Here is a 15,239-nt window from a genome sequence, read left to right as displayed (position 1 = left end):
CGCTGGGCATCACCGACAGCCACCTGCTGTTCATGCGCGGCGCCGGGCCGATCGGCTATCCCGGCGCGGCCGAGGTGGTGAACATGCGGCCGCCCGCCTACCTGATCCGCGAGGGCATCCACGCCCTGCCCTGCATCGGCGACGGCCGACAGTCCGGCACCAGCGGCTCGCCCTCGATCCTCAACGCCAGCCCGGAAGCGGCGGCGATGGGCGGGCTGGCGCTGCTGCGTACCGGCGACAGGGTGCGGATCGACCTGGGACGCGGCACGGCGGACGTACTGATACCCGCCGACGAACTGGCCGAACGGCGGCGCGCGCTCGTAGCGGAAGGCGGCTTCCGCTACCCGCGCTCGCAAACCCCGTGGCAGGAGATCCAGCGCGGCGTCGTCGGCCAGATGGATACCGGCGCGATCCTCGAAGGGTCCGAGAAATATCAGCGGATCGCCCAGACCGAAGGTCTGCCGCGCGACAACCACTAGAGGCGGGCGACATGGCCGACTGGACGATCGTCTCGCGCGATACGCAGGACAGTCTCGGTGAAGGGGCGCTGTGGTCCGCGCGGGCGAACGCCTTCTTCTGGGTGGATATCCTCGCGCCCGCGCTGAACCGGCTGTCGCTGGCGGACGGGCAGCTCACCCGCTGGCCCATGCCCGAGCCGATCGGCTGGGTGGCGGAGCGGGCCGGCGGCGGCTTCATCGCGGGCTTTCAGGGCGGGTTCGCCGAACTCGACCTCGACCCGCTGTCGATCCGGCCGATCGGCGATCCGGAACCGGATTTGCCCGGCAACCGCATGAACGACGGCAAGGCCGACGCCGCCGGCAACATCTGGTGCGGCACGATGGACATGGCCGAGGAACAGGACAGCGGCACCTTCTACCGCCTCGCCCCCGATCTGCGCTGGGCGAGGATGGACGGCGGTTACCGCGTGCCAAACGGCCCGGCCTTCTCGGCCGATGGCAGGTGGCTCTATCATTCGGATACGGCCCGCCGCACCGTCTATCGCTACCGGCGCCTGCCCGACGGCGGCATCGCCGACCGTACCCCGTTCATCACCTTCACCGCGGCGGACGGCTATCCGGACGGGATGACCGTCGATGCTGCGAACGGTCTGTGGATCGCGCATTGGGGCGGCGCGCGGATCAGCCGGTTCCACGAGGACGGGACGCTGGACCGCGCCATCCCGCTGCCGGCGCAACAAATCACCAACATCGCCTTCGCCGGGCCGTCGCTCGACCGGATGTTCGTCACGTCGGCCGCTACCGGCCTGCCCCCGACCCCGATGGACGGCGCCTTGTTCGAGATGGATGCGGGCGCCATCGGCCTGCCGCCCGGCCTTTTCGCCGGGTGACGCACGACCTGTAAGGCGGTTGAAGGTGCCGCCGGCCTGCGTCGTAATAGCCGAGATCAGTCATCGTCATCGCCAAAGGACTGACGCGGCAGCAACAGTCTGACATGATCGACACCCGAATTTCAGCGCATTCCTTCCGCCGGAACGCGGTCTTTCGATGACGACGACTTGACGATCGGGACATGATCTCGCCTGCGCTTGGCCGCCCGACCGAAATTTTCGCTTGGTCCGACTATTAAGTCCGGTTCCTGTTCGGCTGATCGAACCTTTCCGCACGCCAAGTCGACGATGCTCATCTGTCCTGCGATGCGTCACCCGTCGCGTAAAAATCTCGACAAACCTTTTATTGCAGGCTGGCTGACCGCTCCCTGATCTGAACCGTCGCCAGCCCTGATCCGGGGAAGACTTCCCCGTGCTAATTAGACCAAAGTCGATATTCTTGATCTTAACTCGAACTATTGACTTTGGAGGGGCTGGCCGTATGGGTGGCCGTCACGGGACATGGCAAAAGCCATACCGTACGCCATCATGCGTGAAAGACGTTGTTTTAGGGGGGGTTATGCGTAGCACGAAGCTTGATCGTCGTGGATTTTCGCAGCGCGTGAAACTGGCGGCGATGGCATCCGCAGGGCTTACCCTGTGTGCAGCCACCCCCGTTTTCGCCCAGGCCGTGGCGGTCGATCCGACACCCGAGGCGCAGACCGGCAACGAGATCCAGCCCGCATCGCCGCGCACCCCTCAGGCCCAGGCCCAGTCCGACGGGATCGAGGACATCGTCGTCACCGCGCGCCGCGATGCGGAAAACGCGCAGCGGGTGCCGGTCAGCGTTCAGGTCGTCACCGGTTCCAACCTCCAGAAGCTGGCGATCACCTCGGTCGAGGAAGTCTCCAAGCTGGCGCCGGGCCTGACCCTCGTCAACGCCGGGTCGAGCACCTCCGTCACGCTGCGCGGCGTCACCTGGCAGCCCGGCTCGGGCACGCCGGCCACGCCGATCTACTTCAACGACGTGCCGTTCGATCCCGGCAACACGATCGTCTCGTTGTTCGATGTCGGACAGATCGAGGTACTGCGCGGGCCGCAGGGCACCACGCGCGGCGCGCCATCGATCTCGGGCGCGGTCACCATCACCACCCGCAAGCCCGATCTCGAAGAGTTCGGCGGCTACGTGCAGGGCCTGTACGGCTCGGGCGATCATTATGACGTGCAGGGTGCGATCAACGCACCGATCATCAAGGGCGTCCTCGCCCTCCGCCTCGCCACGAACATCGAGGGGATGAACGGCACGCGGATCACCAGCGTCAACAGCAGCATCGACCCGACGTTCCGCGACCGCACGTATCGCGCCACCGCGCTGTTCAAGCCGACCGATACCTTCTCGCTGCAGGCGATGTACCAGCGTCGCAAGACCTTTACGCGGGACTTCACTCAGGTCGTCGGCAGCGGTAGCCCCGGTCTCGCCGCGCTCGGCATTCCGGCGAACTACAACGGCCCGGCGCTGACGTTCGAGGATCGCAAGTCGGTCCAGGATCAGCCGACCTATCGCCCGCAGCATGTCGACCTGCTGACCGTCAACGCCAACTGGGAAGTGCTGGGGCACAACATCAGCGCCAACTACGGCCGTCAGTTCAACCGCAGCCCGACCGTGTTCAACGCCGTCGATCCGGTCAACATCGTGCCCGGCTACGAGCCGTTCACGACCCCCGGTTTCGATCGCGGCATCCCCAAGTTCGAGACGCGCGAGGTCCGCATCTCGTCGATCCCGAACCCCGATCGTCCGTTCGATTATGATCTCGGCTGGTTCTCCAAGCACAGCCAGGGCGTGACCACCTTCGGTCTGGTCAACTTCACGCCGGGTGCCTTCGGTGCACCGTTCCAGGCGCGCCCCGGCCAGGTGACGACGCCGAACCCGAACTATGTCGTGACGACGCAACTCGACAGCGACATCGGGCAGCGATTCGACTCTTTCTACGGCAACGTCCGCTTCCACATCGATGACGATACAGAGTTGAGCGGTGGTCTCTCGATCCTGCGCGATCGGGTGCCGGTCACGACGACGATCAACTCCAGCGGTGCGCGCGTGGCGTTCCCCCGCTTCCTGCCCGCCGCCGCCGGTGGTTGCCCCAGCCCGCTGCTGCCCAACAGCGCCGATTATGGGGCACTCTACTGCCAGGTGAACGTCCCGGCAGCGTCGCGAGCGCCGCAGGTCAACAACGACAAATTCTCGAAAGCGCTCTACAACTTCTCGCTGTCGCACCAGTTCACCGACGACATCCTCGTCTACGGCACCACGGGCACCTCGTTCCGCTCGGGCCTGCCGTCGGTCGGCAACGCGGGCCTGCCCTTCGCACTTCAGACCCCGGCGCCCGAGACGGCGACGTCCTACGAAGTCGGCGTGAAGACCACGATCAGCCGCGCCCTGCGGGTGAATGCCGCGATCTTCCAGCTGGATTACAAGAACCAGCTGACGACGCTGGAAGGGGTCCGCTACTTCAGCAGCATCGCCGGTGCGAACGTGCAGGCGGCCAACGTGTCGTTCTACGGCAATCTCGATGCCCGCGTGCGCGGCGCCGAGCTGGAGATCGTGGCGCGGCCGTTCGATCGGGCGTCGCTGGGGGCCAACCTCAGCTACTCCAAGATCAAGTCGCAGGGCGGCATCATCCCGTGCAACACCGCGACCGCGCCGACGGCCGCCGTTCCCGTGCAGCTCTGCACCTCGCCATCGGGCCAAGTGCTGAACACGCAGGCGCCGTTCCAGGCGACCGTCAACGGCGGGTATGAAATCCCGTTCAGCGACGCGATCGGCGGCTACTTCCGCTTCAACGTCAACTACCAGGGCAAGAACCCGAACTTCGGCAACTTCCGCTCCAACACCGGCACGTTCCGCAAGACGCCGTCCTACGCGATCGTCGATCTGTTCGCCGGCCTGACGGGCACGGACAGCGTCTGGGATCTGGGCGTCTATGCCAAGAACGTGTTCGACAAGGACGTCGAACTGGCGCGGATCGACACGATCAACACCGTCTACCCGCTGTTCGCGGCGCCGGACGGCTACGATGTCGTCCGGGCGAACCGCCCGCGCGAGATCGGCGTGACGATGCGTTACGCCTTCGGCTCGCGCTGAGGCTGCCTATCGGTGGCAGGCGGCGGGTTCTCCCGCTGCCTGCCACCGGCGGCATGGAAGCGACGCGGCAGGCTGGTGCCTGAGAAGCAATGAAGTGATCGCCAAGGAAAGGCGATAAAGTTGCCGCGCAGGCAGCATGATGGCATGATGCTCCGGGCATCGACGAGCCGTCAGCATGTGCATGACCAGCGCGAGACAGACTTTCCAATGGATTGAGGGCGCCCTCTTCGGGGCTTTTCGGACTACGAGTTGCAGGTAGCGATCCCGCGAGAGAACGCGGCGCGACCGAGAAGCACCGAGCGCCCCCCTCTCTGAATGACCGCACATCCGGTGGCCGACGACGGTTCCGAGACCGCGTATCTGCACCAATCATGGATCGATCGAGGGCAACACGTCGGCCACCTGACACGTGCTTGCGGGGGGTGCGCCGTATCACCTGTAAGCGACGCCGACCCTCGCCCGTCGCGTTCGGGATCGATCGTGGGAAGAGTTGGTGCGGGCGGTCGGAATCGAACCGACACTCCTTGCGGAACCGGATTTTGAGTCCGGCGCGTCTACCAGTTTCACCACGCCCGCGCAGGCCCCGCTATAACGCGCGCCGCCGCGCGCGCAAGATCGGGCGCGCGCCTCACTGCTTGCGCAGCACGTTGCGCTTGCCGCCGATCCATGTCTCGATCACCTGCGTGCCGCGGATCGCCGCCGGGGTCGCCTCGAACGGATCACGGTCGATCAGGATGAAGTCGGCGAAGTGGCCGGCCGTCAGGCTGCCGATGCGATCCTCCGCGAAGCCGGCATAGGCCGCGCCCGTGGTGAACGCCGCCAGCGCCTCGGTAAAGCGCAGCTTCTGGTCGGGCCGCCAGCCCCCGGCCGGCTGACCGTTCGCATCCTCCCGGCTGACCGCGGCCGCCAGCCCCGCGAACGCATCAGGCCGCTCGACCGGAAAGTCCGAGCCGAACGCCAGCGGCACCTTGTTGTCGAGCATCGTGCGCCACGCATAGGCGCCGCCCAACCGCGCCGGCCCCAGCCGCGCCTCGGCCATCAGCCGGTCGGACGTCGCATGGACCGGCTGCATCGAGGCGACGATGCCGTTGCGCCCGAAACGCGGCAGGTCGGCCGGATCGACGATCTGGGCATGTTCGATCCGCCAGCGGCGATCGCCCTTGTAGGTCTCGGCCAGCTCGTCGATCGCCCCCAGCACCTGCGCGTTGGCGGCGTCGCCGATGGCGTGGACGGCCACCTGAAAGCCGTCCATCGCCGCCCGGCTCATCAGGTTGCGCAGCTTGGCGTCGTCGAGAAGCTGAAGCCCGCGTTCGCGCGGCGCATCGGCATAGTCCGCCTTCAGCCACGCGCCGCGCGAGCCGAGCGCGCCGTCGGCGAACAGCTTCACCCCCGCCATCTTTAGGCGGCCGTCATACAGCCACGGTGTCGGCGCTGTACCGGCGATCGCGATCATCGGCTCGATGCCGGCGGCATAGCTCATGATGCGGACGGAGAGCCGGCCCGCGTCGCCCGCGCGCCGTATCACGTTCCAGTCCGCCACCGAGGTGCCCATGTCGGCGACGGCGGTGATCCCGCCCGCGAGCAGCATCTCCTGCGCCCTGGCGAACGCCAGATCATAGTCGCGCGGCTGCGGCGGCGGCACCACGCGCGCCACCAGATCGGTCGCGGCATCGACGAACAGCCCGGTCGGCTTGCCCGCCGCCAGCGCGATCCGCCCGCCGACCGGCTGTGGCGTCTTGGCCGTGATGCCGGCGCGTTGCAGCGCGGCGGTGTTGGCGAGGCCGGCGTGGCCATCCACCCGCATCAGCCACACCGGGCGATCGGGCACCGCCGCGTCCAGATCGGCGGCGGTCGGCATCCGGCCGAGGCTCCATTGCTCCTGATTCCAGCCGCCGCCGGTGATCCAGCGCAGGTTGGGCCGCTCCGCCGCCCAGCGACGCAGCTTCTCCTGCGCCTCCGCCAGCGATTTCGTGTCCGACAGGTCGAGCGACAGCGCCTGCAGGCCCAGCTGCATGACATGCCCGTGCGCGTCGATCAGGCCGGGCAGCAAGGTCTTGCCGCCGGCATCCAGCTTGTAGTCGAGCGCGACGGTCGGTCGCTTCTCCCTGCCCGTCAGCAGGCGCGCGACCTTGCCCTGCCGGTCGATCAGCAGGCCGGTGAAGCGCTGCACCGTGCCCTTGCCCTCCAGCGTATAGCCGTTGACGTTGTCCACCAGCCCGTCGGCATGGGCGGGCGCCGCCAGCGCCAGCAGCGCCACGGCCAACGGAAATGCACGCGCGCTCATCGCTTGATCCTTCGCACCAGCGCCGACATGTCCTGACGGCCGCCGCCCAGCGCCTGCACCTCCGCGCAGAACTGGTCGATCAGTGCCGTCACCGGCAGGGTCGATCCGTTCACCCGCGCCTCTTCCAGCGCGAGGCCCAGATCCTTGCGCAGCCAGTCCACCGCCAGCCCGAAATCGAACTGCCCCTCGGCCATGCTGTGCCAGCCGTGGGTGAGCATCCAGCTGGAGGCGGCGCCGGCCGAGATCACCTCGAACACCTTCTCCAGATCGAGGTTGGAGGCCTGGGCGAAGCGCAACCCTTCGGCGACGCCCTCCAGCGCGCCGACCAGTGCGATCTGGTTGACCATCTTGGTCTGCTGGCCGCTGCCCGCGCCGCCGATATGCACGATCCGCAGCGCATAGGCGCGCATCAGCGGCTCGCCCGCCGCGAACGCCCTGGCCGAGCCGCCGCACATGATCGACAGCGTGCCCGATTCCGCGCCGGGCTGCGCGCCCGTCACCGGCGCATCCAGCACCAGCAGGCCGCGATCCTTGCCCTCCACCGCCAGCTGCCGCGCGATCCGCGCCGAAACGGTGGTGTGATCGACGAACAGCGCGCCCTTGCGCATCGTGCGGAAACAGCCGTCGCGGTGCATCGTCACCGCTTCCAGATCGGGGTCGGCGCCGACGCAGCTGAACACCGCGTCCGCCCCTTCCGCCGCCGCCGCCGGGGTGGGCGCGGATCGCCCGCCGTTCGCGCTCACCCACGCCTCGGCGCGGGCGGCGGTCCGGTTGTACACGGTCACGTCATGTCCCGCCCGCAGCAGGTGACGCGCGATCGGCGATCCCATGTTGCCGAGCCCGATGAAAGCGATGTTTGCCATCCCCCGCGCATAACCATGGTTTCACCGGTCCGCCAGATGGGGTAGGCGGCGGGGATCATGGCGACCCTGCAGAATTCCGCCGCGCCGGCCCCCGCGCCCGCGCTCCCCGTCTCGATCGAGGATGTCCGCGCCGCCCACGCGCGCATCGGCGCCTCGATCGTGCGGACGCCGACGCTGCACAGCCGCACCCTTTCCCAGCTGACGGGCGCGACCGTCTACCTCAAGTTCGAGAACCTCCAGTTCACCGCCGCCTACAAGGAGCGCGGCGCGCTGAACAAGCTGCTGCTGATGCCCGAGACGGCGCGCGCGTGCGGGGTGATCGCGGCCTCGGCCGGCAACCACGCGCAGGGCCTCGCCTATCACGGCGCGCGACTGGGCATCCCGGTCACGATCGTGATGCCGTTGCAGACGCCGACCGTGAAGATCTCCCAGACCGAGGGGCATGGCGCGACCGTGATCCTGCACGGCGAGCGGTTCGACGATGCCTATGCCCATGCGTTGACGGTGGCCGGCGAACGCGGCCTCACCTTCGTCCACCCGTTCGATGATGCGGACGTGATCGCGGGACAGGGCACCGTGGCGATCGAGATGCTGGCCGACGTGCCGGCGATCGACACGCTGGCGATCCCGATCGGCGGCGGCGGGCTGATCTCCGGCTGCGCCACCGTGGCGCGCGCGCACCAGCATCCCGTCGAGGTGATCGGCGTGCAGGCCGAACTGTACCCGTCGATGTACAACCGCATCACCGGCAGCACGATGCCCTGCGAGGGCGACACGCTGGCCGAGGGCATCGCGGTGAAGGAACCGGGGGTCATCACCGCAGGCATCGTCGCCAAGCTGGTGGACGAGATCCTGCTGGTGGGCGAGCGCGACCTCGAACGCTCGGTCGCGCTGCTGCTCCAGATCGAGAAGACGGTGGCCGAGGGCGCCGGTGCCGCCGGCCTCGCCGCGCTGCTGGCGCATCCGGAACGCTTCGCCGGCAAGACGGTGGGCATCGTGATCTGCGGCGGCAACATCGACACGCGCCTGCTGGCCAACGTGCTGCTGCGCGATCTGGCGCGGTCGGGCCGGCTCGCCCGCCTGCGCATCCGCTTGCAGGACCGGCCGGGCGCGCTGTTCAACGTCGCCCGTGTGTTCGACGAGCTGGCGGTGAACATCCTCGAACTCGCCCACCAGCGCATCTTCACCAACCTGCCCGCCAAGGGCCTGAGCCTCGACGTGGAATGCGAGACCCGTGACAAGGCGCACCTCGACCGGCTGGTCGCGGCACTCGGCGCGGCGGGCTATGAGGGGACGCCGGTGGAGCTCGCTTGACGGGATAACCATGATTCCGGGCACCTGGGCCGGCCTTAACCCTTTATCTATGGTAAACGCCCTTTTCACGAGGCGCCCCCGTCGCCATAGTCCGGTGGTGCCGCTGGCCTGCGGCTGGCCCCGAGCGACAGGGACGTGCCCGAAACGTGACCGCGCAATTCCGCTTCCCGCGCTTCTTCGTCACGACGCCCTCGCCTTGCCCCTATCTGCCGGGCCGGACGGAGCGGAAGGTGTTCACCGAGCTTGCCGGCCCGCACGCCGCCGAGCTGAACGACGCGCTCGGTCGCATCGGTTTCCGCCGCAGCCAGGGCGTCGCCTACCGGCCGAGCTGTTTCGACTGCTCGGCCTGCGTGTCCGTCCGGGTGGTCGCCGATGCGTTCAGGCCCAATGCCAGCCAGCGCAAGCTGATGCGCCGGCATGACGACCTGACGATCTCCGCCTGCAAGCCGTGGACGACCGAGGAGCAGTTCGCGCTGCTTCGCCGCTACCTCGCCGCCCGCCACCCCGGCGGCGGCATGGCCGACATGGACGAGCAGGACTTCGCCGACATGGTCGAGCAGACCCCGGTGAACACGTATGTCGTCGAATATCGCGAGCCGGGCGGCCGCCTCGTCGGCGCCTGCCTCAGCGACCAGCAGGCCGATGGCCTGTCGATGATCTACAGCTTCTTCGAGCCGGACGATGACACCCGGCCCGGTCTCGGCACCTATATCATCCTCGATCACATCGTCCGCGCCGCGCGCGCCGGCCTGCCTTACGTCTATCTCGGCTATTGGGTGAAGGGCTCGGCGCGGATGCAGTACAAGGTGCGCTTCAAGCCGATCGAGCGGCTCGGCCCGGCGGGATGGCAACGCTTCGATCCGGACGCGGCCCCCGCCCCGCTGACGGCACCGACGCCGGCATCATAGGCGCGCGGCGATGCGACGCCGCCTCCACGATACGCCGGTAGGCAGGCTCACGCTGGTGGCCGATGATACCGGCCTCGTCGCGATCCTGTGGCCGGACGACGACCCCCGTCGCGTCCCGCTGCCGTCGCTGGTCGATGCGCCGGATGCGCCGTTGCTGAGCGACACAGCGCGCCAGCTCGACGCCTATTTCGGCGGGACGTTGCGCCGCTTCACCCTGCCGCTCGCCCCGCGCGGCACGCCGTTCCAGCAGGCGGTATGGCGGGCGCTGGCCACGATCCCCTATGGCGAAACCCGCAGCTACGGCGACATCGCCCGCCAGATCGGCCGCCCCGCCGCCGTGCGCGCCGTGGGGGCGGCGAACGGGCGTAATCCGATCTCCGTCGTCATACCATGCCACCGCGTGATCGGCGCGGGCGGTGCGCTGACCGGCTTTGCCGGTGGCCTCGCCGCCAAGCGCCACCTGCTCGCGCTGGAGGGGCCGGCGCGGCTGCTTTAACCCCTCACTCCACCGTCACCGATTTCGCCAGGTTGCGCGGCTGGTCCACATCCGTCCCCTTCACCACCGCCACATGATAGGCGAGCAACTGCACCGGGATCGCATAGACGATCGGGGCGATCAGCGGGTGGACCTTGGGCATCGTGATCGTGGCGAGGCAATCGTCACCTGCCTCGGCGATCCCGTCATAGTCGGAGATCAACACCACCTTGCCGCCTCGCGCCTGCACCTCGTGCATGTTCGAGATCGTCTTCTCGAACAGCGGGCCGGATGGCGCCAGCACGATCACCGGCACATGCTCGTCGATCAGCGCGATCGGACCGTGCTTCATCTCGCCCGCCGCATAACCTTCGGCGTGGATGTAGCTGATTTCCTTCAGTTTCAACGCGCCTTCCAGCGCCAGCGGATAATCCGGCCCACGCCCCAGATACAGCACGTCGCGGGCCTGCGCGATCGATCCGGCCATCGCCTCGATGGCGTCGTCATAGGCGAGCGCGGCGTTGATCGCGGCGGGCGCCTCGGCCAGATGCCGCACGATCCGCCGCTCTTCCTCGGCCGAGAGCCGGCCCTTGTCACGCGCCAGGTTCACCGCGAACGCCGCCAGCACCGCCAGCTGGCAGGTGAACGCCTTGGTGGAAGCCACGCCGATCTCCGGCCCGGCGTGGGTCGGCAGCAGCAGGTCCGCCTCGCGTGCCATGGTGGAGGTGGGCACGTTGACCACCACCGCGATCTTCTGCCCGCCCTCGCGCGCATGGCGCAGCGCCGCCAGCGTATCCGCCGTCTCGCCGGACTGGCTGACGAACAGGGCCAGCCCGCCCTCCTCCAGCACCGGCGCGCGATAGCGGAACTCGGAGGCGACATCGATCTCCACCGGCACGCGGGCGAACCGCTCGATCCAGTATTTGGCGACCATGCCGGCGTAATAGCTCGTCCCGCACGCCACGATGGTGACGCGTCGGATGCCGGCGAGATCGAACTCGGGCACCGGCAGCGATACCCGCCCTTCGAGCGGCCGCAGGTACGAACCGAGCGTCTGCGCCACCACCACCGGCTGCTCGTAGATCTCCTTGAGCATGAAGTGGCGGTGATTGCCCTTGTCGATCATCGCGCCGACGACACCGGAGATCGTCACCGGCCGCTCGACCGGCTGATCCTCGCGATCGTAGATCTGCGTGCCCTCGCGCGTGATGACGACCCAATCGCCCTCTTCGAGATAGGCGATGCGCTGGGTGAGCGGCGCCAGCGCCAGCGCGTCGGAACCGAGATACGTCTCGTTCTCACCATAGCCCACCACCAGCGGCGAGCCGAGCCGCGCGCCCACGATCATGTCCGGCCGCTGCCGGAACAGGATGGCGAGCGCGAACGCGCCACGTAGCCGCTTGAGCGAGGTGCGGACCGCCTCGACCGGCTCGACCCCCGCCTCCACCTGTGCCGAGATCAGGTGCGCCACCACCTCGCTGTCGGTCTGGCTCTCGAACACATGCCCGGCGGCGGCAAGTTCCTCCCGCAAGGGCTTGAAGTTCTCGATGATTCCGTTGTGGACGATCGCCACTTCGCGGGTGGCATGGGGGTGGGCGTTGCTCGTCGTCGGGCCGCCGTGGGTCGCCCAGCGGGTGTGGGCGATGCCGACGTCTCCCGCCAGCGGCGCCTCGGCCAGCACGCGCGCCAGATTGTCCAGCTTGCCCTCGGCGCGGCGGCGATCGAGCGCGGCATCGTGGATCGTGCAGAGACCGGCAGAGTCATAGCCGCGATATTCGAGGCGACGCAGGCCCGAAAGCAGCCGGTCCGCGACCGCGCCCGATCCGAGGATGCCGATGATACCGCACATGAGACTGGTCCTTCCTGGGCGTCGCAGGATCGATTGACGAGCACCCGCGATGCCGCCAGCTATCGCACCGGGGAGATATGCAAAAGATGAAACCGTTCGCGCTCGCACTGTTCGCTCTCGTCACCCTCGCGCCGCCGCCCGTATGGGCGAAGCCGCCGGCGACGGAGGCCCCACGGCGCGATCCGGACGAGGCACGGTTGCAGGAGGCGCTGGTGCTGATCGCCAGCGGCCGCGTGACCGAGGCGATGCCGCTGCTGGACCGGATCGTTACCGCCAAGACGAAGGAATATGCCGGCGAGAAGCGGCGCATCTACTGTGCGCGTTCTATGGCCGAGACGCTCGCCTACATGACGATGGCCGCCGCCGCACGCGAGGATGCCGTGGCGATGCCGCCGGTGCTGGCGGATGCCATTTTCTACAAGGGCTTCGTGCTGGTCGACCTGCACCGCGACGACGAGGCGGAAGCGGCGTTCAGGCGCGCCATCACGCTGTCGCCCTCCCACGCCCGCTACCTTGCCGAACTGGGGGAGCTGTACAAGCGACGGCGGGACTGGCCGACCGCGCTCGCCACCTTCCAGCGCGCCGACGAAGCCGCGGCGCTCTCACCCGACGACCATCGTGTGTTCGAGCAGACGCGGGCGTGGCGCGGCATCGGCTTCGTGATGATCGAGCAGGGCCGGCTGGAGGAGGCACAAGGCTGGTTCGAAAAGTCGCTGGCGCTCGATCCGAACGACGCCAAGGCCCGGGCCGAGATCGATTACATCCGCCAGCAACGCGCCAAGGCTGCGCCGCCCGCCTGACCCGCTGGCGCCGCGTGCCTGTCCGACCGCCCGTCCCGAGGAGTTGTCGAGCCTGCCGAAATGGCGCCAGCCTCAAGTCTTTTCACTCTGGCGGCGCAACTTGGCCTCCGCCATCCGCGCGCGGAAGCTTGCCGCCCAGCCCGGCTTCTCGGTCTGCGCCGGGCGGACGAGCGCGAGCGCACCGGCGGCGACATCCCGCGTCAGCACCGAACCGGCGCCCACGATCGCGCCGTCGCCCACCGTGACGGGGGCCCCCAGCGCGCTGTTCGAGCCGATGAACGCACCCGCGCCGATATTCGTGCGGTACTTCAGGAACCCGTCGTAATTGCATGTAATCGTGCCCGCGCCGATGTTCGCCCCCGCGCCAACCTCGGCATCGCCGATGTAGCTCAGGTGGTTGGCCTTGGCCCCCGCGCCGAACCGCGCCTGCTTCACCTCGACGAAATTGCCGATCTTCGCCCCCGTGCCGATCTCCGCACCGGGCCGCAGCCGGGCGTAAGGGCCGATCTCCGCGCGCCCGGCCACGCTCGCGCCCTCGATATGGCTGAAGGCGTGGATCGTCGCGCCGTCCGCAATGCGCGCGCCGGGGCCGAACACCACGTTGGGCGCGATCGTCACGTCGCGGCCGATCTGCGTGTCGTGGGCGAACCATACCGTCTCGGGCGCGGTCAGCGTGGCCCCTTCCGCCATCGCGCGCAGACGACGGCGCTGCTGCCAGGCCCGCTCCACCTCGGCGAGTTCGGCGCGGCTGTTGATGCCCGCCACTTCCCATGCCTCGGCCTCGATCACCGCCGAGTGGCGGCCCTCGGCGGCGGCCAGCATCACGACGTCGGGCAGATAATATTCCCCGGCGGCATTGTCGTTGCCGACCAGCGCCAGCAGTCGCCACAGATCGGCCGATCGCACTGCCATCAGCCCGGAGTTACAAAGTGTTAACGCCCGTTCCTCCGGCGACGCATCCTTATACTCGACCATCCTGGCGATCACGTCGCCCTGCGCGGCGATACGGCCGTAGGCCAGTGCGTCCGCCGGGCGAAAGCCGAGCACCACCGCCGCCGGCGCGTCGGCCGCGTTCAGCCGGTCGAGCATCCGTGTCATCGTTTCGCCACGCACCAGCGGCACGTCGCCGTAGAGGATCAGCACGTCTCCCACGAAGCCGGTCAGCGCCTGCTCCGCCTGTTGCACGGCATGGGCGGTGCCATATTGCGGCTCCTGCACCGCCAGCGCCACGCCAAGCGGGGCGGCCAGCCGCTCCACCTGATCGCGCCCGCTGCCGACCACGACGACCTGTTCGGCCGCGCCCGCCCCGGCCAGTTCCGCCAGCAAATGCGCCAGCATCGGCCGTCCGGCGATCGGGTGCAGCACCTTGTGGAGATCGGATTTCATCCGCGTGCCTTTTCCGGCAGCGAGGATCACGGCGGCAAACGGAGGGCGAGACATGCGCGCATCCCTGCCACGTCGCGCTTGCCATTGCCATATCGGGCGGGGCAGAGCCGGTGCATGACCCGCTTCCCCTTCGACGTCGTCGCCTTCGATCTCGACGGCACGCTCGCCGACACCGCGCCCGATCTTACCGCCGCGCTCAACCATGCGCTCGGGCGGCTGGGCCGCGCGGCGGTGCCGGCCGAATCCGTACGGCACATGGTGGGGCATGGCGCGCGGGCGCTGTTGCAGAAGGGGCTGGCCGCGACCGGCGAGGTCGACGAGGCACTGGTCGAGCAGGGTTTCCCCATATTTCTCGAATATTACGAGACGAACATCGCTGTCGGCACGAAGCCTTTCGACGGGCTTGAGGCAGCCCTCGATACGCTCGCGTCAAAAGGCGTGAAGCTGGCGATCTGCACCAACAAGCTGGAGAGCCTCGGTCGCCGGCTGGTGTCTGCACTGAACTGGGACGACCGCTTCGTCGCGATCGTCGGCGGCGATACGCTGCCGGTCCGCAAGCCCGACCCCGCGCCGCTGTTCGAGGCGATTGCGCGCGCGGGCGGCGGGCGGGCGGCGTTCGTCGGCGACTCGATCACCGACACCGATACCGCGCGCGCCGCCGGCCTGCCGTGCGTGGCGGTGACGTTCGGCTTCTCCGACCGCCCGCCCGCGCAGCTGGGCGCCAGCGTGCTGATCGATCATTTCGATGAGCTGATTCCGGCGCTGGAGCGGCTGGGCTGACGCGGGCTGGCCCGACCACCTCGCAACCCGGAAAAGGACGGACCCGAACGAAGCCCGGTATCCGGGATTTGACTTAGACCCTCATTCGAGACGCCATTTCGACGGGCTCGA

General features: G+C 68.4%; 11 protein-coding genes, 1 tRNA gene and 1 pseudogene. 8 read left to right on the top strand and 5 right to left on the bottom strand.

Going from position 1 to position 15,239, the window contains the following annotated elements; genetic code table 11:
* From FOY91_RS13190 to FOY91_RS13180, 3 genes and pseudogenes are all read left to right on the top strand, one after another.
* Positions 1–479, top strand: a pseudogene (locus tag FOY91_RS13190) (dihydroxy-acid dehydratase); the annotation flags it as partial.
* 11 nt (positions 480–490) lie between these two features.
* Positions 491–1,348: an SMP-30/gluconolactonase/LRE family protein gene (locus tag FOY91_RS13185; protein WP_145152674.1), complete on the top strand. Its 858-nt coding sequence runs from the start codon at positions 491–493 to the stop codon at positions 1,346–1,348.
* Between the two features lie 559 nt (positions 1,349–1,907).
* Entirely contained in the window at positions 1,908–4,469 is a 2,562-nt protein-coding gene (locus FOY91_RS13180) for a TonB-dependent receptor (RefSeq protein ID WP_162527229.1), read from the top strand.
* Positions 4,470–4,960: 491 nt separating this feature from the next.
* On the opposite strand, the gene FOY91_RS13175 is transcribed toward FOY91_RS13180, so the two are convergent.
* From FOY91_RS13175 to FOY91_RS13165, 3 genes are all read right to left on the bottom strand, one after another.
* A tRNA-Leu gene (locus FOY91_RS13175) sits at positions 4,961–5,045 on the bottom strand.
* Positions 5,046–5,097: 52 nt separating this feature from the next.
* Entirely contained in the window at positions 5,098–6,753 is a 1,656-nt protein-coding gene (locus FOY91_RS13170) for an amidohydrolase (protein ID WP_203234563.1), read from the bottom strand.
* Entirely contained in the window at positions 6,750–7,616 is an 867-nt protein-coding gene (locus FOY91_RS13165; protein ID WP_145152668.1) for an NAD(P)-dependent oxidoreductase, read from the bottom strand. The genes FOY91_RS13170 and FOY91_RS13165 overlap by 4 nt, the downstream gene beginning before the upstream one ends.
* A gap of 57 nt (positions 7,617–7,673) precedes the next feature.
* On the opposite strand from FOY91_RS13165, the gene FOY91_RS13160 reads away from it, so the two are divergent.
* The 3 genes from FOY91_RS13160 (at position 7,674) to FOY91_RS13150 (ending at position 10,334) form a co-directional block, all read left to right on the top strand.
* Positions 7,674–8,930, top strand: a complete 1,257-nt coding sequence (locus FOY91_RS13160; RefSeq protein ID WP_145152665.1) for a threonine ammonia-lyase — start codon at positions 7,674–7,676, stop codon at positions 8,928–8,930.
* Between the two features lie 146 nt (positions 8,931–9,076).
* Positions 9,077–9,838, top strand: a complete 762-nt coding sequence (locus FOY91_RS13155; protein WP_145152662.1) for an arginyltransferase — start codon at positions 9,077–9,079, stop codon at positions 9,836–9,838.
* 10 nt (positions 9,839–9,848) lie between these two features.
* On the top strand, positions 9,849–10,334 hold the full coding sequence (locus tag FOY91_RS13150) for a methylated-DNA--[protein]-cysteine S-methyltransferase (protein WP_145152659.1): 486 nt from the start codon (positions 9,849–9,851) through the stop codon (positions 10,332–10,334).
* A 4-nt stretch (positions 10,335–10,338) separates the two neighbouring features.
* On the opposite strand, the gene glmS is transcribed toward FOY91_RS13150, so the two are convergent.
* Complete coding sequence (gene glmS, locus FOY91_RS13145) at positions 10,339–12,162, bottom strand: glutamine--fructose-6-phosphate transaminase (isomerizing) (protein ID WP_145152656.1); 1,824 nt, start codon at positions 12,160–12,162, stop codon at positions 10,339–10,341.
* A gap of 86 nt (positions 12,163–12,248) precedes the next feature.
* On the opposite strand from glmS, the gene FOY91_RS13140 reads away from it, so the two are divergent.
* Positions 12,249–12,962, top strand: coding sequence for a tetratricopeptide repeat protein (locus FOY91_RS13140; protein WP_145152653.1), 714 nt, complete (start codon positions 12,249–12,251; stop codon positions 12,960–12,962).
* Positions 12,963–13,034: 72 nt separating this feature from the next.
* On the opposite strand, the gene glmU is transcribed toward FOY91_RS13140, so the two are convergent.
* Complete coding sequence (gene glmU / locus FOY91_RS13135) at positions 13,035–14,402, bottom strand: bifunctional UDP-N-acetylglucosamine diphosphorylase/glucosamine-1-phosphate N-acetyltransferase GlmU (RefSeq protein ID WP_145152649.1); 1,368 nt, start codon at positions 14,400–14,402, stop codon at positions 13,035–13,037.
* 60 nt (positions 14,403–14,462) lie between these two features.
* Between glmU and gph the strand changes: the two genes are divergently transcribed.
* The gene (gph, locus tag FOY91_RS13130) at positions 14,463–15,128 is read left to right on the top strand and encodes a phosphoglycolate phosphatase (protein ID WP_145152646.1); all 666 of its coding nucleotides are present in this window, start codon (positions 14,463–14,465) and stop codon (positions 15,126–15,128) included.
* Positions 15,129–15,239: the final 111 nt, after the last annotated feature.

Source organism: Alterirhizorhabdus solaris (assembly GCF_007785815.1).
GTDB classification, from domain to species: Bacteria; Pseudomonadota; Alphaproteobacteria; order Sphingomonadales; family Sphingomonadaceae; genus Alterirhizorhabdus; species Alterirhizorhabdus solaris.
This window is presented reverse-complemented; position numbering and strand designations above follow the sequence as displayed.

Coding starts and splice junctions, on each gene's coding strand:
- FOY91_RS13185 (WP_145152674.1), top strand. CDS start 491: ATGGCCGACTGGACGATCGTCTCGCGCGATACGCAGGACAGTCTCGGT.
- FOY91_RS13180 (WP_162527229.1), top strand. CDS start 1,908: ATGCGTAGCACGAAGCTTGATCGTCGTGGATTTTCGCAGCGCGTGAAA.
- FOY91_RS13170 (WP_203234563.1), bottom strand. CDS start 6,753: ATGAGCGCGCGTGCATTTCCGTTGGCCGTGGCGCTGCTGGCGCTGGCG.
- FOY91_RS13165 (WP_145152668.1), bottom strand. CDS start 7,616: ATGGCAAACATCGCTTTCATCGGGCTCGGCAACATGGGATCGCCGATC.
- FOY91_RS13160 (WP_145152665.1), top strand. CDS start 7,674: ATGGCGACCCTGCAGAATTCCGCCGCGCCGGCCCCCGCGCCCGCGCTC.
- FOY91_RS13150 (WP_145152659.1), top strand. CDS start 9,849: ATGCGACGCCGCCTCCACGATACGCCGGTAGGCAGGCTCACGCTGGTG.
- glmS (WP_145152656.1), bottom strand. CDS start 12,162: ATGTGCGGTATCATCGGCATCCTCGGATCGGGCGCGGTCGCGGACCGG.
- FOY91_RS13140 (WP_145152653.1), top strand. CDS start 12,249: ATGAAACCGTTCGCGCTCGCACTGTTCGCTCTCGTCACCCTCGCGCCG.
- glmU (WP_145152649.1), bottom strand. CDS start 14,402: ATGTCTCGCCCTCCGTTTGCCGCCGTGATCCTCGCTGCCGGAAAAGGC.
- gph (WP_145152646.1), top strand. CDS start 14,463: ATGACCCGCTTCCCCTTCGACGTCGTCGCCTTCGATCTCGACGGCACG.